Raw genomic sequence first — 18,436 nt, 5'->3', positions numbered from 1 at the left:
GTCTCGTCGCCGGCTGGATGGAAAATCGGTTCATCGGCCGACCGCGTAGCCCTGCATGCCGCGCGGGTTGGCGGCGGCGCGCAGCAGCAGGCCGCCGCCGGCCGCGGGCTCGCGGGTGCAGGCGCTGATGCGGCCTTCGGACCAGTCGGGGCCGACACGCAACTCATGGCCGGCCTCGCGCAGCGCTTGTTGCGTGGCTTCGGCCAGGCGGCCCTCGACCGTCAGGCGGTTCAGCGTCAGCGCGCGCGGCCAGAACGAGCCCGGGAAATGATCGATGTGCCAGGACGGCGCATCGATCGCCTCCTGCAGGTTCAGGCCCATGGCATGGCGCAGGAAGAAGGCCACCGTCCACTGGTCCTGCTGGTCGCCGCCGGGCGTGCCGAAGGCCATGTAGGGTTGGCCGTCGCGCAACACCAGGCCCGGCGACAACGTGGTGCAGGGCCGCTTGCCGGGTTGCAGCTGGCCGGGCACGCCGTCGTCCAGCCAGGTCATCTGCAATCGCGTGGTCAGCGGGAAGCCCAGCGCCGGCACCACCGGGCTGGACGACAGCCAACCGCCGGACGGCGTGGCCGCGACCATGTTGCCGTCGCGGTCGATGACGTCGATCTGGCAGGTATCGCCGACGAAGATCTCGCGCGCGGCCCATTCCGCCACCGGTGGCAGCGCCGCGAAGGTCGGCTCGCCCACGCCGAAGCGCGTGTCCGAGGCAGCCAGCGTGCGGGCGGCGGCCTCCAGGTCGGGCAGGCGCGGCGCCCGGCCCGCGGGAGAGCCGGGTTGCAGCGTGGCGGCGGCGCGGGGGCCGATGCCGCTGGCGCGCGCCCGGGCGTAGTCGTCGCTCAACAATGCGGCCAACGGCACGTCGACGAAATCGGGATCGCCGTACCAGGCGGCGCGGTCGGCGAAGGCCAGCTTGGCGGCTTCGGCCACGCGGTGCACGAACTGCGGCGAGGCCGGGTCCAGGCCGTCCATCTCCAGGTGGCGCAGCAGCGCCAGCTGTTGCAGGTGCACCGGGCCTTGCGACCACACGCCGCACTTGGCCACGGTGTAGCGGCCGTATTGCAGCGTGACGGGATCGTCGTAGCGCGCGCGCCAGTCGGCCAGGTCGGCCTTGCGCAGCAGGCCGCGATTGCGCTGGCCGGTGGTGTCGCGCACCGCTTCATGGGTGTAGTAGGCGTCTATCTCGTCGGCCACGAAACCGCGGTACCAGATGGCCAGCGCGGCGTCGATGCGGCCATTGCGGTCGGTTGCCGCCGCGTGCGCCTCGTCCAGGATGCGGGTGTAGGTGGTGGCGATGGCCGGCGTGCGCAGCAGCGCGCCGGGCGCGGGCACCTTGCCGTCGGGCAGCCAGACGGCGGCCGAGCTGGTCCATTCGTCGCGGAACAGGGCCTGCACCGCCAGGATGGCCTGCGAGATGCGGGGCACCAGCGGGAAGCCGTTGCGGGCGTAGTCGATGGCCGGGCGCAACACGTCGGCCAGTTCCCAGGTGCCGTAGTCGCGCAGCAGGGTCAGCCAGGCGCCGAACGCGCCGGGCACGGTGGCGGGCAACAGGCCGATGCCGGGCACCAGGTCCACGCCCAGCCCGCGAAAGTAGGCCGGCGTCGCCAGCACCGGCGCCGGTCCCTGGCCGCACAGGGCGCGCATGCGGCCTTCGCGTTCGCTCCACAGCAGGATTGGCACTTCGCCGCCGGGGCCGTTCAGGTGCGGCTCGACGATCTGCAGCGTGAAGCCGCCGGCCACCGCGGCGTCGAAGGCATTGCCGCCGCGCTCCAGCACGCCCATGGCGACCTGCGAGGCCAGCCAGTGGGTGGACGAGACGACGCCGAAGGTGCCGCGGATTTCCGGACGGGTGGTGAAGGTGGACATGGACGGTACGGGCAAGGATGGGTTTCGTCGCAGTATAGGAGCCTGAAATAACTCAGGAAGCCATTGTTGGCATAATTGAATAACCAATCAGTTATAGGAATGCGCCCGTGATCTGGGATGCCGCCCGACTTGCCAACCGCCTGCGTCAACGTCACCTGGTGCTGCTGGAAAACATCGCCCGCCACGGCACGCTGACGCGCGTGGCGGCGGCCACCGGCATCAGCCAGCCGGCGGCCACCAAGGCGCTGGCCGAGCTGGAGGCCATTTTCGGCGCGCCGCTGTTCCTGCGCACCGGGCGCGGCATGCAGCCCACGCCGCTGGGCGAACTGGCGCTGGTGCGCGCCCGGCGCATGCAGAGCGACCTGGACCTGTGGGCGCGCGAGGTCGAGGCGCTGCACGATGGCCGGGCCGCCCACCTGCACGTGGGCGTGGTGCCGTATGTATCGAGCGCGCTGCTGACCGCGGCCATTGGCCGGCTGCACCAGCGCCATGGCGTCACCCTGACGCTGCACCGGGCGACGACCGATCACCTGGTGCCGATGCTGCGGCGGCACGAACTCGACTGCATCATCAGCCGCGCCACGTCGACGATGGCGCAAGATGACCTGGACCATCGGGTGCTGTACCGGCAGCGGCCGCGCGTGATCGCGCACAGCCGCCTGGCGCAGCGCCTGGCGCGGCGGGCGCCGGACTGGGCGCAACTGGCGGGGATGGACTGGGTGCTGCCGGCGGTGAACACGCCGACGCGGCAATTGATCGTCGAACACTTCATCCGCGCCGGCCTGCGCTCGCCATCGCCGGTGCTGGAGGCCTATTCCACCGACGTGATCGAAGGCATGCTCAGCGCCAACCCCGCGCTGGTGTCGGTGGTGCCGGAAGACATCGCGCGCGAGCTGTGCCAGCGCGGCAAGCTCGGCATGGTGCCATGGGATTTCGGTTGGGAGCTGCCGCCCATCAACCTGATCCGCCGCCGGCGCGAGCAGGCGCTGGCGGCCGAGGAACGCTTTTCGGACATCCTGCTGGAGTTGTGCGCGGACCTTGGCCAGGACGCGCGGCCGCGGGCTTGAGGCGTGTGGCCGCGTCCGGGCTGCCTGGCGTTCCGCGCGGTCTATGCGATGAGGCGGCCGCGGGCGATATCCAGCAATTCGGCGGCGGCGGCTTCCGGCGCGCCGTTGTTGGCGACGCGCAGCAGGCGGCAACCGTCGGGGACGGGGAAGTCCTGCGCGGCGCGCAACAGGCGCTGGCTGATCTGTTCAGGGGATTCACGGCCGCGCGCCGCCAGCCGCTGCGCTAGCCGCGCGGGATCGACGGTGATCTCCACCGCCGTCAGCGCCGGATAGCGCCGGTGCGCTTCGGCCAGGTGGGCGCGCGAGCCGTTGACGATGACGGCCGCGCCGCCGTCCAGCCAGGTATCGACCTCGATGCCGATGCCGTAATGCAGGCCGTGGCTGGCCCAGCGCAGGGCGAAGCAGCCCAGCGCGGCGCGGCGCGCGAATTCATCGACGCTCAGGCGCAGCGCGTCTTCGCTGGCGCCGCTGTCGCGGGTGATGTAGCGGTGCGCCACCAGCACCGGTTCGTCGCCGCGCAGGCCGGCGCGCAGCAGCCGCAGCAGGGTGTCCTTGCCGCTGCCGGACGCGCCCATCAGGTAGACCAGGCGTTCGCCGCTGGCGGGAACGGGCGGGTTCATGCCGCGGCCGGTCCTTCCAGGTAGGCCGCGCCCGCCGCGTCGACGTGGCCGCCGTCGAAGCGGTAGTGGCGCGCCGCGATGAAGTCGGCGCCCGCTTCCGGCTGTACATACACGCTCACGCCGGGCACCGGCATGGACTGGCCGCGCAATGGGTCGGCGAAGGCGGCGATGCCTGCCCGGGCCTGTTCCAGCGCTTCGCCGTCGAGCTTGCCGGTCAGCGTGATGTGGAAGGTGAAGGTATCGAACACGTAGGGGTAGCCCCAGCGCGCCAGCATGGCCTGCTGTTCGGGCGATAGCGCATGCGCCTGGCGCCGGGCCAGTTCGTCGGCGCCGGGCGCGGCGCGCAGGTCGTCCAGGCCGCGCACGGCGGCGGCGGCCAGGGCGTTGATGCGGGCGCGGCCGTCGGCGTCGGAGGATGCGATGCGCCAGGCCAGGAAGCCGCGCAGCGGCTCGCATTCGAGCTGGATGCCGAAGGCGCTGTCGCCGGCGGCGAGGCGGCGCACGGCGGCGTCCACATCCCGCGGCGTGGCGCCGGCGCGCAGCCGGAAGGGCGGCTTCAGCGTGGCGTGCAGGCCGTAATGGCGCGGCGCCGCGGTCCAGTCGCGCGCGGCCTCGGGCTGGCCGGGCAGTGGCGGCAGGGCCGCGCCGGTGTCGGCGCAACGGCCCAGCCAGCGGCTGCCCAGCTCACGCCAGGGGCCGGTGGGGGCGAGATACAGCGCGTAGCGGTGGGCCGACGGCATGGTCAGGCCGCCATGCGCTGGTGGCGGTCGTCGCCGAAGGCGCGGGTGGCGTAGCGCAGCTCGCCGCCGACGATGGCGGCGCAGACGCGCGGCAGTCCGGGCACCTGGTCGTCGACCACGATGGCGTCGGCGATCAGGCCGGGCGCCAGCATGCCGCGATCCTGCAGGCCGGCGGCGCGCGCCGGGTTCAGCGACACCAGGTTCCAGGCCTGCTCCAGCGGCAGCACGCCGTCGTTCACCAGGCGCAGCGCCGCCGCCAGCGGCGCGGGGTAGTAATAGTCGGAGGCCAGGATGTCGCACAACCCGGCGCGGACCATTTCGGTGGCGCTGGGGGCGTTGGTGTGGCTGCCGCCGCGCACCACGTTGGGCGCGCCGAACACCACCGAGTTGCCCAGGTCGCGGGCCACGCTGGCGGCGTCGCGCGTCAGCGGGAATTCCGCCACGCCGCAACCGAGTTGGTGGTAGTAGCGGCGGGTGGCGGCGTCGGGATCGTCGTGCGAGGCGACCCGCAGTCCGGCCGCCTGCGCGCTGGCGGTCAGCTCGCGCATGGCGTCGGCCACCGAGTCGGCCGCGCCCATGGCGCGGCGGATGCGCTCCTGGAAGGTGTCCAGGTCGCATTCGGCGCGGTCGGCGTATTGCAGCAGCTTGCGGTCGTCGCCCAGGCGGCGCGCCATGCTGGGCAGGTGGTCATTGAGGGCGACGAAGCGCACGCGGCCGTCGCGGATCCATTGCTGGGCGGTCTCGACGCCGCCGACGTGGTGGGTCTCGAAGCGCAGATGCACGTAGTGGCGCGCGCCCATGAGGTGCCGCATGCGTTCGAGCGCGGCGAACATGCGCTCGGCGTAGGCCTCGCCGCGCAGGCCGCCTTCCCACGACAGCGTGACGCCGTGGAATTCGGTGGTGATGCCGTTGGCCAGCAACTGGCGGTCGACGTCGAACAGCGCGCCGTCGTAGGGGAAGGTGACGCTGGGGCGCGGCATGATGGCGCGCTCGAAGGCATCGCCGTGCAGGTCGACGATGCCGGGCAGCACCAGCAGGTCGCCGGCGTCGAACCAGGCCGCGCCGCGCGCGGGCGTGCCGCCGGCGTCGTCGATCAGTCCGGCGTGGAATCGCACGCTGGCGTGCTCGATGCCGCGCGGGGTCAGGATACGTTGGCCTGTGACACCGGCCAGGGGCGAGGGGGCGTGTGCTTGGTTCATGAAGGGAAGTTAGCGGTGTTGCATTACAACCAGATGTCTAGATGAGTGAAATCGCCGTGCCGCCCGCGCGGCCGCCGGAAAGCGGCCGCAGCCGCGCTCAACTGTCGTCCGCCACCATGAGTTGCACCAGGTCGCCCACGAAGCGGGTGATGCTGTATTGCAGCGGCGCGCCGGCCTGGTCGACGTTCAGGGCTTCCACCTGCAGGATCGGGCGTGTCTTGGGTTGGCCCAGGATGCGCGCCACCTCCGGCGACGGCAGGGTGGCGGTGATGCGCGACCACTTGCGGGTGTAGTCGCCGATGCCGTAATGGGCGTAGACCTTGGACACCGAGCGCAGGGTGTTCATGCGCTCGATGAAATCGGGGAAGCGCTTTTCGTCGAAGTAGTGTTCCGAGGCGCTGATGGGGCGGTTCTCGGCCTTGCCGACCATCTGCACCCGCAGCAGCGGGGCGTTGCGCGCCAGGCCCAGGTGCTTGGCGATCTCGGCCGCGCGCAGCGTCTGGCTGCCCAGCGCTTCGAGGTGGCCCAGCATGCCCTGGCTGCGCAGGTTCTCGGAAAAGCGCGTGCGCTTGCCGATGGCGTAGTCGATGGCGTGTTCCTGCACGAAGGTGCCGCGGCCCTGCTCGATGCGCACCAGTCCGCTCTGTTCCAGTTCGCCCATGGCGCGCCGGATGGTGTGGCGGTTGACGGAGAACTTGGCGGCCAGTTCCGGTTCGGAGGGCAGTTGTTCGCCCGCCGTGTACAGCTTGTTGCGGATGTCGTCCGCCAGGGACTCGCCAATCTGTCGCCACACGGCGATGCCGGAACCTCTTTCGACCATGGAATGTGCTCGTGCTGTCATATCAGCTTCATCAGGAATGGCTGTGATTGTGCACCAAGCGGCGGGCGGGGGATAGGCGATGCGTCCCTGCCGCAACTGTCATCAAAAATTCACGCCAGGCTGTTGAACTTGCTTCTGAACGCGATCATACTCCATCCAGTCGTCTAGACGTTTAGAGGAAATAATGGACCATCCACAAACAGCGCAGGGCGGAATCCAGGCGCAACGGACCGCCTGGATGCGGGTGTTGGCGCTGGCCGATCCGGCCATGCTGGAAGGGGCCTTCGGCTCGCTCGGCGGGCTGCCGCCGCACCAGATGCTGCGCCCGGCGCAGACCGGCATGGCCATGGTGCGGGCCCGCAGCGGCGGCACCGGAGCGCGTTTCAACCTGGGTGAAATGACGGTGACACGCTGCGCCGTCAGCCTGGACAACGGCGTGGTCGGCATTGCCTACGTGCAGGGCCGCTCGTTGCGCCATGCCGAGCAGGCCGCGGTGGCCGACGCGCTGCTGCAACTGCCCGACTGGCACGACACGGTGCAGGCGCAGCTGATCCAGCCGCTGGCGCGCGAACGCGCCGAGCGCATCGAGCGCCAGGCGCGCGTGGCGGCGCAGACCAAGGTCGAATTTTTCACGATGGTGCGAGGCGAGGACTGACATGCATCAAGAACTTCTTGGCGCCGCGGCCGCCAGCCGCCGGCTGTTGCCGGGCTTCGCGGATCCGGTGAACGATGCGCAGGCCACCTTCCGCACCGCGCTCGATGCCATGGCGCATCCGGGCCGCGTGTACGACGTGGCCGCCACCTGCGGCGTGCCGGCCGGCCTGTCGCCGGCGCTGACCGCGCTGTTGCTGACGCTGGTGGACGTGGACACGCCGCTGTGGCTGCCGCAGGGCCTGGACGCCGGCGTGCTGGACTTCCTGCGTTTCCATTGCGCCTGCCCGGTGGTGCCGTCGGCCTCGCTGGCGCGCTTTGCCGTGGTGCCGGCCGGTAGCGCGGCGCCGACGCTGGCGTCCTGCCACCCGGGCGACCCGGCCTATCCGGACCTGTCCACCACGCTGCTGATCGAGGTCGCATCGCTGGACGCCGGCGCCGAAGTCTCGCTGGCCGGTCCCGGCATCCAGGGCCGCCAGGCGTTGCGCGCCGCCGGCCTGCCGGAAGGCTTCTGGCGCGACTGGCGCATCAACCATCAACGTTTCCCGCTGGGCGTCGACGTGTTCCTGACGCACGGACGGCAACTGTGCGCGCTGCCCCGCAGCACGCGCGTGGAGAGCTGACATGTACGTGGCCGTCAAAGGTGGCGAACGCGCCATCCTCAATTCCTACCGCATGCTGGACGACTACCGGCGCGGCGACCGGGCCCTGCCCGAACTGAGCCTGGACCAGATCCGCGAACAGATGCCGCTGGCGGTGTCGCGCGTGATGGCGGAAGGCTCGCTCTACGATCCGCAACTGGCGGCGCTGGCGCTGAAACAGGCCGCCGGCGACGCGATCGAGGCGGTGTTCCTGCTGCGCGCCTATCGCACCACGCTGTCGCGCTATGGCTACACCCAGCCCATCGACACCGGCGCCATGCGCCTGCAACGCCGCATCTCGTCGACCTTCAAGGACGTGCCGGGCGGGCAGATTCTGGGGCCGACCTACGACTACACCCAGCGCCTGCTGGACTTCTCGCTGGAAGCCGAGCGCGAGGCCGACGCCCTGCCGGCGGCTGGCGAGCCGCTGGACAGCGCCATGCCGCGCGTGACGGACCTGCTGGCGCACGACGACCTGATCGACGCCGAGCCGGTGCCCGAAGGCGATCCCGAGCCCTTCGATCTGACGCGCCAGCCGCTGGACTTCCCGGCCTCGCGCGCGGCGCGCCTGCAGAACCTGGCGCGCGCCGACGAAGGCTTTCTCTTGTCGATGGGCTATTCCACGCAGCGCGGCTACGGCAACACGCATCCGTTCGCCGCCGAGATCCGCTACGGCTCCCTGGAAGTCGAGATGCACATCGAGGAACTGGGCTTCGCCGTGACGGTGGGCGAGATCGAGATCACCGAATGCCAGATGGTGAGCCAGTTCTCCGGCAATGCCGAGGAAGGCCCCAAGTTCACCCGCGGCTATGGCCTGACCTTCGGCTACGGCGAACGCAAGGCCATGTCGATGGCGCTGGTGGACCGCGCCCTGAAGGCGCGCGACCTGGGTGAACGCGCCGATGCGCCGGCCAACGACCATGAGTTCGTGCTGTACCACAGCGACAACGTCGAGGCCTCCGGCTTCGTGCAGCACTTGAAGCTGCCGCACTACGTGGACTTCCAGGCCAACCTGGAACTGCTGCGCCGCCTGCGCGCCGAACGCGCCGCGCCGGCCCCCGAGACAACCCGCCAGCTGGACGAGGCCGTTGCGCCATGAAAACTTCCCATACTCCCGGCGCCGCGGTCGAACGCGACGACCACTACAACTTCGCCTACCTCGACGAGTCCACCAAGCGCATGCTGCGCCGCGCGCTGCTCAAGGCGGTGGCGATTCCCGGCTACCAGGTGCCGTTCGGCAGCCGCGAGATGCCGCTGCCCTACGGCTGGGGCACGGGCGGCATCCAGGTGACCGCGTCGATCATCGGCCCGGGCGACGTGCTCAAGGTGATCGACCAGGGCTCGGACGACACCACCAACGCCATCAACATCCGCCGCTTCTTCGGCCGCGTGACCGGCGTGGCCACCACCGAATCGACCCGCGACGCCAGCATCGTGCAGACGCGCCACCGCATTCCGGAAACGCCGCTGCGGGCCGACCAGATCATGGTGTTCCAGGTGCCGATCCCCGAGCCGCTGCGCTGGCTCGAACCGAGCGAGACCGAGACCCGCACCATGCACGCGCTGGCCGAATACGGCGGCATGCACGTCAAGCTGTACGAGGACATCGCCCAGCACGGCCACATCGCCACCACCTACGACTATCCCGTGATCGTCAACGACCGCTACATGATGCGGCCGTCGCCGATCCCGAAGTTCGACAATCCCAAGCTCGACAACAGCCCGGCGCTGATGCTGTTCGGCGCGGGCCGCGAGAAGCGGGTCTATGCGGTGCCGCCGTACACCCGGGTCAAGAGCCTGGACTTCGAGGACCATCCCTTCACCGTGGAGAAGTGGTCGGAATGCTGCGACCTGTGCGGCTCGCGCGACAGCTTCCTGGACGAGATCATCCTGGACGACGCCGGCACGCGCCGCTTCGTCTGCTCCGATACCGAATACTGCAACGACCGCCAGGCCGCGCAAGCCGAAAAGGAAGCCACCGCATGAACGCCCAACCCTTGCTTTCCGTGCGCGGCATGACGCGCACCTGGGACGGCGTGCACGGTTGCCGCAACGTCAGTTTCGACCTGTTCCCCGGCGAGGTGCTGTGCGTGGTGGGCGAATCCGGTTCCGGCAAGAGCACGCTGCTGTCGGCCGTGTCGTACCAGACCGCGCCCGACGCCGGCAGCGTCTGGTACGACACCCGCGACCAGGGCTTCACCGACCTGGCCGCGCTGTCCGGCGCGCGCCTGCGGCTGCTGGCCCGCACCGACTGGGGCTTCGTGCGCCAGAACGCCCGCGACGGCCTGCGCATGCAGGTCAGCGCCGGCGCCAACATCGCCGAGCGCCTGATGGCGGTGGGCGACCGCCACTACGGCGAGTTGCGCCAGGCCGCGGGCAGCTGGCTGCAAAAGATGGAGATCGACGCCGGCCGCCTGGACGACGCGCCGGCCTCGTTCTCCGGCGGCATGCAGCAGCGCCTGCAGATCGCCCGCAATCTGGTGACCCATCCGCGCCTGGTGTTCATGGACGAGCCGACCGCGTCGCTCGACGTGTCGGTGCAGGCGCGCCTGCTGGACCTGCTGCGCCAGCTGGTGACCGACCTGGGCCTGGCCGCGATCGTGGTGACGCACGACCTGGCGGTGGCGCGCCTGCTGGCGCATCGCACGCTGGTGATGCGCGGCGGCGAGGTGGTCGAAAGCGGCCTGACCGACCAGATCCTCGACGACCCGCAGCATCCCTACACCCAGTTGCTGGTGTCTTCCATTTTGCAGAGCTGACCATGACCGTTGCGACTCCCATGATCGAGGTGCGGGGCCTCGGAAAGATGTTCACCCTGCACAACCAGGGCGGCATTCGCCTGCCGGTGCTGGAGGCGGTCGATTTCGACGCCGCCGCCGGCGACTGCCTGGTGCTGGCGGGCCCCTCGGGCACCGGCAAGAGCACCTTGCTGCGCTGTCTTTACGGCAACTACCTGGCCACCGAAGGCAGCATCCGCGTGCGCGCCGGGGACGACTGGGTCGAACTGGTCGGCGCGCCCGAGCAGCGCATCCTGGCGCTGCGGCGCGACGTCATCGGCTACGTCAGCCAGTTCCTGCGGGTGATCCCGCGCGTGTCGGCGCTGGACGTGGTGGCCGAGCCGCTGCGCATGGCCGGCATCGACGCCGGCGAGGCGCGCGGGCGCGCCGCCGCCATGCTGCGCCGCCTGAACGTGCCGCAGCGGCTGTGGGGGCTGGCGCCCGCCACCTTCTCGGGCGGCGAACAGCAACGGGTCAACATTGCCCGCGGCTTCATCGCCCGGCATCCCATCCTGCTGCTGGACGAGCCGACCGCGTCGCTGGATCCGGACAACCGCGCGGTGGTGGTGGCGCTGATCCGCGAAGCGCGCGCCGCCGGCCGCTGCCTGCTGGGCATCTTCCACGATGAAGAAGTGCGCGACGCGGTGGCGTCGCGGGTCCTGGCCCTGCGTCCCGCGCAGGCCGCCGTCGAATTGGAGTGAGCATGACCAGCACCTACCTGACCCACGCCCGCGTCGTCTTGCCCGACCGCGTGCTCGAAGACAGCGCCGTCCTGATCGACGACGGCGTCATCGCCGCCATCGCGCCCGATGGCGCCGCGGCCGACCGCGAGATCGACCTGCGCGGCCTGACGCTGGTGCCGGGCCTGGTCGACCTGCATTGCGATGCCATCGAAAAGGAAGCCGAGCCGCGCTCGAAAGTGCTGTTCCCGCTGGATTTCGCGGTGGCGCAGGTGGATCGCCGCAACGCCGCGGCCGGCATCACCACGCCCTACCATGCGCTGTCGTTCGCCAACAGCGAATGGGGCGTGCGCAACAACGACACCGCCGCGCAGGTGGTGCGCAGCGTGCGCGCCTTCCGCCAGCACAGCCTGGTCGACAACCGCGTGCACTGCCGCTACGAAGTGACCGACGCCACCTCGGTGCCGGTGTTGCGGCAGCTGATGGACGAGGGCGCGGTGGACCTGCTTTCGGTGATGGACCATTCGCCGGGCCAGGGCCAGTTCAAGACGCTGGAGTCATACCTGCAATACATGATCGGCAACCACGCCATGAGCCGCGAGCAGGCCGAGGAGGCCGCGCATGCCAAGGCGCGCGCCAAGGATGGCGCGGTGCAGCGTGTGGAAACGCTGCTGGCGCATGCGCGCGACCGGGGCATCCCCACCGCCAGCCATGACGACGATTCGATCCATCGCATCGCCACCATGCGCAACCTGGGCGTGGCGATGAGCGAGTTTCCGATCACGCTCGATACCGCCCGCGCCGCGGTTTCCTGCGGCCTGCCCACCATCCTGGGCGCGCCCAACGTGCTGCGCGGCAAGAGCCAGAGCGGTTCGATGCGCGCCATCGACGCGATCCGCGCGGGCGTGGCCAGCTGCCTGTGCTCGGACTACCAGCCCTCGACCCTGATCGCCGCGGCCTTCGCTGTGACGGCGCAGACCGACCTGACGCTGCCGCAGGCGATTGCGCTGGTGACGGCGAATCCGGCCGACGCCTGCGGCCTGGCCGATCGCGGCCGCATCGCGGTGGGCCAGCGCGCCGACCTGGTGGCCGTGGCGCAGGTTGGCGCGTTGCCGCTCATCAGCCATACCTGGAGCGCCGGCCGCCTGGTGTTCTCGACCCACTATGCGCCGGCGCGCGCGCCGACGCCCGCGCGCGCGGCCGAGGCCGACGGCCTGGTGGCGGCCTGAGGAAACCGCCAGACCTTGTCGCCGGACAAGCGGGCGGCACGCGCATCTGGTTAAATGGGCGGACGAGGACGCCGCCAGCGGGCGAGCGGCCCGTCTGCCTTATTTTCCGGAGCGCGTGATGGCACGATTCAATTTCACCCAGGACCCCGAAGAACCCGATCTCTGGGCCGCCGAAAACGTGCCCGTGGGCGAGGGGCGTCCGCCCATCCACGTCATGGTGCAGACCGACGGCGAGGAGCCCTCCGGCGCGGCGTCCAAGGTGGTCAAGGCCATCATCGACAACCTCGATGAGCAGGTCCTGGCCGCGGCCGACTTCCTGCTGGACAACTACTCGTACGAACACTACAAGAAGCTCGGCATCGAAGACGACCAGCTGCTGGGCGAGGAAACCGCCGAGGCGATGGCCGGGAAGGCCGTGCTGCGCGCCCTCTGGCTGTTCGACGAGGACGGCGACGGCTATGAACTGTGGTTCACGCTGCCCTGGGACCCGGTGCACACCTACGACGTGGAATTCGAGGACGGCGCGCCGGTGTCGTGTTCGGTCAACGACTGAATCCACGCGGCGGCCCCAGGCGGGCCGCGGGATCGGCCGACTCATGAAAAACGGGCCCCGCATTCATCGCGGGGCCCGTGCTTGCGGTTCTGGAACGAGTCGGCGCGCCTGGCTCAGGCCTCGCGAGAGGCCGTGCGCGGCGGCGCTGAAACCGCGCCGGTGGCAGTGTCGGCGGCGGCATCGGCGGCCGCCAGGTCCTCTTCCTTGCCTTCCATCTTGGCGATGACGGCGGTGGCCAGGCTGTTGCCGACGACGTTGGTGGCGGTGCGGCCCATGTCGAAGAACTGGTCGATGCCCATGATCAGCAGCAGGCCGGCCTCGGGCAGGTGGAACATCGGCAGCGTCGCCGCCACCACCACCAGCGAGGCGCGCGCCACGCCCGCCATGCCCTTGCTGGTCACCATCAGCACCAGCAGCAGCGTCAGTTGCTGCGAGAAGCTCATCTCGATGTTGTACGCCTGCGCGATGAACAGCACCGCGAACGACTGGTACATCATCGAGCCGTCCAGGTTGAACGAGTAGCCCAGCGGCAGCACGAAACCCGAAATGCGCTTGGACACGCCGAAACGCTCCAGCGCCTCGATGGTCTTGGGATAGGCCGATTCGCTGCTGGCGGTCGAGAAGGCCAGCAGGGTCGGTTCCTTGATCAGGCCGCCCAGGCGGAAGGTCGAACGGCCCAGGAACAGGTAGCCCACGCCGAACAGGATGGCCCACAGCAGCGCCAGCCCCAGGTAGAACTCGCCGATCAGCTTGCCGTAGCTGACCAGCACGCCCAGGCCCTCGGTGGTGATGGCGGCGGCCATGGCGGCGAACACGCCCAGCGGCGCGAAGCGCATCACGTAGTCGGTGACGCGGAACATGATCTTGGCCAGCTCGTCGATCATGTTGTAGATGGTGTTGTGGCCCTTGCCGCGGATGAACGACAGCGCCGCGCCGAAGAACAGCGAGAACACCAGGATCTGCAGGATCTCGTTGTTGGCCATGGCTTCGGCGATGCTCTTGGGGAACACGTGCGCGATGAAGGCCTTGAGGGTGAAGTCGCCGGTCTTCAGGCCGGCCGTGGCGGCCGCGTCGGGCAGCGCCAGGTTCAGGTGCGCGCCGGGCTGGAAGATGTTGACCAGCGCCAGGCCCAGCAGCAGCGAGATGGCAGAGGCCGCGATGAACCAGAACATGGCACGCAGGCCGATGCGGCCGACGGCGCTGGCATCGCTCATGCTGGCCAGGCCGGACACCAGGGTGGCGAATACCAGGGGCGCGATGATCATCTTGATCATGCGCAGGAAGATGTCGGTGATCAGGCTGAAGTACGAGGCGATTTCCTTGGCCTCTTGCGCGTTCTGCGCGTACTTGTTGCAGAAATAGCCCACCACGACGCCCAGCACCATGGCGATGCCGATGTAACGCGTCAGCTTCTTTGTATTCATCTTCAAAAACAGGAAAACGGGGATCGTCGCGGTCGGCCCGGGGGAAGGCCTTACCCGCCGGCATGGGGCGGGGCGGATCGGTCCAATGACGGATATGCCGGAGGGCAACCGGCGCGGGTTAACCCTTGGGGCGCGATGTTAACGCCGCCAACCTGACAGTTAGTTGTCAGGTTGGGGACGGGTCAACCCCGACTGCCGCCGCGCCGGCCTCATGACAAAATGGCCTGGCCCCGGGACGCCCAGGCGTTGCCCCGGGGCGGGCGCCATCCATACAGATATTGGGCCTGCCAGGCCCGCCGTCACCAATAAGGAGAAAGCCGTGGGAGACAAAGCCATGCCGCAACGCGAATTGTCCGTGCTGGCCTCGGGGTACACCTTCCTGGAGGGACTGCGCTGGCGCGACGGGCGCCTGTGGGCATCGGACTTCTATACAGGCAAGGTCATCGCCGTCGACCTGGAGGGTCGGGCGGAAGTCATCTGCCGGGTCCTGGAGCAGCCGTCCGGCCTGGGGTGGCTGCCGGACGGACGCCTGCTGATTTCCTCCATGAAGGATCGCAAGCTGCTGCGGCGCGAGCCCGACGGCCGGCTGGTCACGCATTGCGACCTGTCCGCCCTGACCGGCGGACCGGTCAACGACATGGTGGTCGACGAGCTGGGCCGCGCCTACGTGGGCAATTTCGGTTTCGACCTGATGGCCGGCGAGCCTTTCGCCACCACCACCCTGGTGCGGGTGGATCCGGACGGGGTGGCCCAGGTGGTGGCGGACGGATTGTGGTTTCCCAACGGTTCCTTCATCACCCCCGACGGCAAGACCCTGATCGTCAACGAGACCTTCGGCAACCGGATCTCGGAATTCGACATCCTGGCGGACGGGGCGCTGGGGCCGCGGCGCGACTGGGCCCACTTCGGCGCCCTGCCGGAGTCGGACGACCTGTCGGTGCTGATCGAAGCGTCGGCCATCGGGCCGGACGGCGGCGCGCTGGACGCCGAGGGCGCGCTGTGGGTGGCCGACGCGATCGGCAAGCGCATCGTGCGGCTGGCGCGCGGCGGCGAGATTCTGGAACAAATCGATACCGGCGAACTGGGCATCTTTGCGGCGGCGCTGGGCGGGCCGGACGGCAAGACGCTGTTCATGGCGGCGGCGCCCGATTTCATCGAGGCCAACCGCCGCGCCCGGCCCGAAGGGCGGATCCTGGTGACGCGGGTGGACGTGCCGCGCGCCGGCCGCCCCTAACGGCTGGCCTGCTTATGGGGGAGGCGCCCGGCCGCGGCTCGGGCGGCCGGTTTAGTCCTGGCGGATAGGGATACCCGTCGTTTCAAGACCTTTCTTCGAATCCCCCGTAAAATCTCACCATTCCGCTTGATTTCAACCATCTTTCAATCGACAGTACCTAAGGAGGACCACTCATGGCCCTAGTCTCCATGCGCCAGTTGCTCGACCACGCCGCCGAGCACGGCTACGGCATCCCGGCATTCAACGTCAACAACCTGGAACAGGTCCAGGCCATCATGGAAGCCGCGGCGGAGACCGACAGCCCGGTGATCATGCAGGCCTCGGCCGGCGCCCGCAAGTACGCCGGCGAAGGCTTCCTGAAGCACCTGATCCAGGCCGCCGTGGAGTCCTACCCGCACATCCCCGTGGTCATGCACCAGGACCACGGCCAGTCGCCCAAGGTCTGCCAGGGCGCCATCGACCTGGGCTTTTCCAGCGTCATGATGGACGGCTCGCTCAAGGAAGACGGCAAGACCATCGCCGACTACGACTACAACGTCGAGGTCACCAAGAAGGTGGTGGACGTGGCCCACAAGCTGGGCGTGACGGTCGAAGGCGAACTGGGCTGCCTGGGCTCGCTCGAAACCATGCAGGGCGACAAGGAAGACGGCCACGGCGCCGACGGCAAGCTGACCATGGACCAGCTGCTGACCGACCCGGAGCAGGCCGCCGACTTCGTGCGCCGCACCCAGCTCGACGCCCTGGCGATCGCCATCGGCACCAGCCACGGCGCCTACAAGTTCACGCGCAAGCCCACCGGCGACATCCTGTCGATCGCCCGCATCAAGGAAATCCACGCCCGCCTGCCCAACACCCACCTGGTGATGCACGGCAGCTCCAGCGTGCCGCAGGAACTGCTGGCCGAGATCCGTGAATTCGGCGGCAACATGAAGGAAACCTACGGCGTGCCGGTCGAGGAAATCCAGGAAGCCATCAAGTACGGCGTGCGCAAGATCAATATCGACACCGATATCCGCCTGGCCATGACCGGCGCCATCCGCCGCTTCTTCGCCGAGAACCCCGAGAAGTTCGACCCGCGCGAATACCTGAAGCCGGCCCGCGCCGCCGCCAAGGCGATCTGTGTGGCTCGCTACACCGAGTTCGGCACCGCCGGCAACGCCAGCAAGATCAAGGCGCTGCCGCTGACCGAGATCGCCGCCCAGTACGCCTCGGGCAAGCTGACCCAGGTGGTGCAGTAAGCCACCGGCCGCCTTCCCCGGGAGGCGGGCAGCAAAAAGGCGGACCCTGGCGGGTCCGCCTTTTTTTCTTTGCGCGCCGGCCCCGTCAGGCGGGCGGCGCGTTGCGGGGGAAATGCGGCACGGTCCTGTCCACGTGGTGCCAGGACGGGGCCGAGTCCGTCCACATGGTGACGCGGGTGTGGAAGGCCTCGGGGTCGTCCAGCGAACCGGCCCGCACCACCTCGTAGCCCATGCCCTCCGTGCCGCCGAACAGCGGCGTGCCGCAGTCGGCACAGAAGCTGCGCATCACGGTGTGGCCGGAATCGCCCTGGTAGCGGTGCTCGCGCGCCTTGCCGCGCAGCAGGGTGACCGAGCCGGCCGGCAGGATCAGCGCGTGGGCCGGCGCGCCGCCGCTGGAATACTGGCAATCGCGGCAATGACAGGTGGCCGCCATGATCGGCTCTTCGGTCACCGCGTAGCGCACCGCGCCGCATTGGCAGCCGCCGGTCAGGTGGACCTGCGCGTCGGCGTGCGGCGGGCGTTTCTGGGTTGCATCCTGCATACGACTCTGTCTCCTCCAGGGGTAAAGGGGGCGCCGTGACGCGGTGCGCGGCCGGCGCATTTTTTGGAATCCGGCCAGACTAACCCGGGGCCCGCCGCGCGGCAAGACGGGGCTATTTGCAGTAACCTATGCGCTTTGCGCGACCCCCATTTTTGCCATAGGCCATTTTTCCGTGACTTCTGCTTTGCATCAATCCAGCATCAAGTCCTTGCCGCTGCTGGGCCGCGGTAAGGTCCGCGACATGTACGCGGTGGGCGACGACAAGTTGCTGATCGTCGCGTCGGACCGCATCTCGGCGTTCGACGTCATCCTCGACGATCCCATTCCCGGCAAGGGGCAGGTGCTGACCGAACTGACCGAGTTCTGGCTGCAGAAGCTGGCCCACATCCTGCCGAACCACTCCACCGGCATCAAGGCCGAAGACGTGGTGGCGCCGGACGAAGTCGACCAGGTGCGCGGCCGCGCCGTGGTGGTCAAGCGCCTCAAGCCGATCCTGGTGGAAGCGGTGGCCCGCGGCTACCTGATCGGTTCCGGCTGGAAGGATTACCAGGCCACCGGCGCCGTCTGCGGCATCAAGCTGCCCGCCGGCCTGCAGCAGGCCAGCCAGCTGCCCGAGCCGATCTTCACGCCGGCGGCCAAGGCCGAATTCGGCATGCACGACGAAAACGTCGATTTCGCGCAGGTGGTCAAGGAAGTCGGCCAGGAAATGGCCGAGCGCATCCGCGACGTCACGCTCAAGCTGTATGCCGAGGCGGCCCGCTTCGCCGCCACCAAGGGCATCATCATCGCCGACACCAAGTTCGAGTTCGGCCTGGACGACGACGGCACGCTGTACCTGATGGACGAAGTGCTGACGCCCGACTCCTCGCGCTTCTGGCCGGCCGACGGCTACCGCGTCGGCATCAGCCCGCCTTCGTTCGACAAGCAGTTCGTGCGCGACTGGCTCGAGACCCAGACCTGGGACAAGACCCCGCCGGCGCCGCGCCTGCCGCAGGACGTGCTGGAAAAGACGGCCGCCAAGTATCGCGAAGCGCTCGACCGCCTGGTGGCCTGACGCGCCGCCCATTCGAAAGACCGCCCGATCGCCGGGCGGTTTTTTTTGCCCGGCGCAGACCGTTCGTCAGGGTAATCCCTGTTTTTCGGTAAGAATTATTGCGTA

19 protein-coding genes are annotated in these 18,436 nt (G+C 69.2%); 12 read left to right on the top strand and 7 right to left on the bottom strand.

What is annotated here, in order from left to right; genetic code table 11:
- Positions 1-30: 30 nt before the first annotated feature.
- A complete protein-coding gene (locus ACVN9Z_RS01015; protein ID WP_458213496.1) occupies positions 31-1,863 on the bottom strand; it encodes a gamma-glutamyltransferase family protein in 1,833 nt (610 codons plus the stop codon).
- Between the two features lie 107 nt (positions 1,864-1,970).
- On the opposite strand from ACVN9Z_RS01015, the gene ACVN9Z_RS01010 reads away from it, so the two are divergent.
- Entirely contained in the window at positions 1,971-2,930 is a 960-nt protein-coding gene (locus tag ACVN9Z_RS01010) for a LysR family transcriptional regulator (RefSeq protein ID WP_006385573.1), read from the top strand.
- A gap of 41 nt (positions 2,931-2,971) precedes the next feature.
- Here ACVN9Z_RS01010 and phnN read toward each other — a convergent pair whose 3' ends face one another.
- From phnN to phnF, 4 genes are all read right to left on the bottom strand, one after another.
- A complete protein-coding gene (gene phnN, locus ACVN9Z_RS01005) occupies positions 2,972-3,550 on the bottom strand; it encodes a phosphonate metabolism protein/1,5-bisphosphokinase (PRPP-forming) PhnN (RefSeq protein ID WP_006385572.1) in 579 nt (192 codons plus the stop codon).
- Entirely contained in the window at positions 3,547-4,290 is a 744-nt protein-coding gene (locus ACVN9Z_RS01000) for a DUF1045 domain-containing protein (RefSeq protein ID WP_054473308.1), read from the bottom strand. Before ACVN9Z_RS01000 ends, phnN begins: the two co-directional genes overlap by 4 nt.
- A gap of 2 nt (positions 4,291-4,292) precedes the next feature.
- On the bottom strand, positions 4,293-5,489 hold the full coding sequence (locus ACVN9Z_RS00995) for an alpha-D-ribose 1-methylphosphonate 5-triphosphate diphosphatase (protein WP_458212994.1): 1,197 nt from the start codon (positions 5,487-5,489) through the stop codon (positions 4,293-4,295).
- 97 nt (positions 5,490-5,586) lie between these two features.
- Positions 5,587-6,309, bottom strand: a complete 723-nt coding sequence (gene phnF, locus ACVN9Z_RS00990; RefSeq protein ID WP_006385569.1) for a phosphonate metabolism transcriptional regulator PhnF — start codon at positions 6,307-6,309, stop codon at positions 5,587-5,589.
- 184 nt (positions 6,310-6,493) lie between these two features.
- Between phnF and phnG the strand changes: the two genes are divergently transcribed.
- From phnG to ACVN9Z_RS00950, 8 genes are all read left to right on the top strand, one after another.
- A complete protein-coding gene (gene phnG / locus ACVN9Z_RS00985) occupies positions 6,494-6,964 on the top strand; it encodes a phosphonate C-P lyase system protein PhnG (protein WP_054438527.1) in 471 nt (156 codons plus the stop codon).
- Between the two features lies 1 nt (position 6,965).
- Positions 6,966-7,583: a phosphonate C-P lyase system protein PhnH gene (phnH, locus tag ACVN9Z_RS00980; protein ID WP_049054887.1), complete on the top strand. Its 618-nt coding sequence runs from the start codon at positions 6,966-6,968 to the stop codon at positions 7,581-7,583.
- A gap of 1 nt (position 7,584) precedes the next feature.
- Entirely contained in the window at positions 7,585-8,700 is a 1,116-nt protein-coding gene (locus ACVN9Z_RS00975) for a carbon-phosphorus lyase complex subunit PhnI (RefSeq protein ID WP_006385566.1), read from the top strand.
- On the top strand, positions 8,697-9,587 hold the full coding sequence (locus ACVN9Z_RS00970; RefSeq protein WP_024070138.1) for an alpha-D-ribose 1-methylphosphonate 5-phosphate C-P-lyase PhnJ: 891 nt from the start codon (positions 8,697-8,699) through the stop codon (positions 9,585-9,587). Before ACVN9Z_RS00975 ends, ACVN9Z_RS00970 begins: the two co-directional genes overlap by 4 nt.
- A complete protein-coding gene (phnK, locus tag ACVN9Z_RS00965) occupies positions 9,584-10,360 on the top strand; it encodes a phosphonate C-P lyase system protein PhnK (protein WP_006385564.1) in 777 nt (258 codons plus the stop codon). Before ACVN9Z_RS00970 ends, phnK begins: the two co-directional genes overlap by 4 nt.
- A gap of 2 nt (positions 10,361-10,362) precedes the next feature.
- Positions 10,363-11,079, top strand: coding sequence for a phosphonate C-P lyase system protein PhnL (gene phnL, locus ACVN9Z_RS00960; RefSeq protein ID WP_054498088.1), 717 nt, complete (start codon positions 10,363-10,365; stop codon positions 11,077-11,079).
- A gap of 2 nt (positions 11,080-11,081) precedes the next feature.
- On the top strand, positions 11,082-12,287 hold the full coding sequence (locus ACVN9Z_RS00955) for an alpha-D-ribose 1-methylphosphonate 5-triphosphate diphosphatase (protein ID WP_020926724.1): 1,206 nt from the start codon (positions 11,082-11,084) through the stop codon (positions 12,285-12,287).
- A 118-nt stretch (positions 12,288-12,405) separates the two neighbouring features.
- Positions 12,406-12,840: a hypothetical protein gene (locus ACVN9Z_RS00950; protein ID WP_006385561.1), complete on the top strand. Its 435-nt coding sequence runs from the start codon at positions 12,406-12,408 to the stop codon at positions 12,838-12,840.
- Between the two features lie 113 nt (positions 12,841-12,953).
- Here the strand turns inward: ACVN9Z_RS00950 and ACVN9Z_RS00945 are convergent, their stop codons facing one another.
- Entirely contained in the window at positions 12,954-14,264 is a 1,311-nt protein-coding gene (locus ACVN9Z_RS00945; RefSeq protein WP_006385560.1) for a dicarboxylate/amino acid:cation symporter, read from the bottom strand.
- A 334-nt stretch (positions 14,265-14,598) separates the two neighbouring features.
- On the opposite strand from ACVN9Z_RS00945, the gene ACVN9Z_RS00940 reads away from it, so the two are divergent.
- Both ACVN9Z_RS00940 and fba read left to right on the top strand, forming a co-directional pair.
- Positions 14,599-15,498 carry an SMP-30/gluconolactonase/LRE family protein gene (locus tag ACVN9Z_RS00940; RefSeq protein WP_035181935.1) on the top strand — a complete coding sequence of 300 codons (900 nt, stop codon included), beginning with the start codon at positions 14,599-14,601 and terminating at the stop codon, positions 15,496-15,498.
- Positions 15,499-15,671: 173 nt separating this feature from the next.
- A complete protein-coding gene (gene fba / locus ACVN9Z_RS00935) occupies positions 15,672-16,736 on the top strand; it encodes a class II fructose-bisphosphate aldolase (protein ID WP_006385558.1) in 1,065 nt (354 codons plus the stop codon).
- A gap of 85 nt (positions 16,737-16,821) precedes the next feature.
- Here fba and ACVN9Z_RS00930 read toward each other — a convergent pair whose 3' ends face one another.
- Positions 16,822-17,277, bottom strand: a complete 456-nt coding sequence (locus tag ACVN9Z_RS00930) for a GFA family protein (protein ID WP_006385557.1) — start codon at positions 17,275-17,277, stop codon at positions 16,822-16,824.
- A gap of 172 nt (positions 17,278-17,449) precedes the next feature.
- Here ACVN9Z_RS00930 and ACVN9Z_RS00925 point away from each other — a divergent pair, with 172 nt between their 5' ends.
- Positions 17,450-18,331 (top strand): phosphoribosylaminoimidazolesuccinocarboxamide synthase, encoded by an 882-nt coding sequence (locus tag ACVN9Z_RS00925; protein WP_458212993.1) that lies wholly within the window; start codon positions 17,450-17,452, stop codon positions 18,329-18,331.
- Positions 18,332-18,436: the final 105 nt, after the last annotated feature.

The organism is Achromobacter sp. KK8 (genome assembly GCF_054188005.1).
This window is presented reverse-complemented; position numbering and strand designations above follow the sequence as displayed.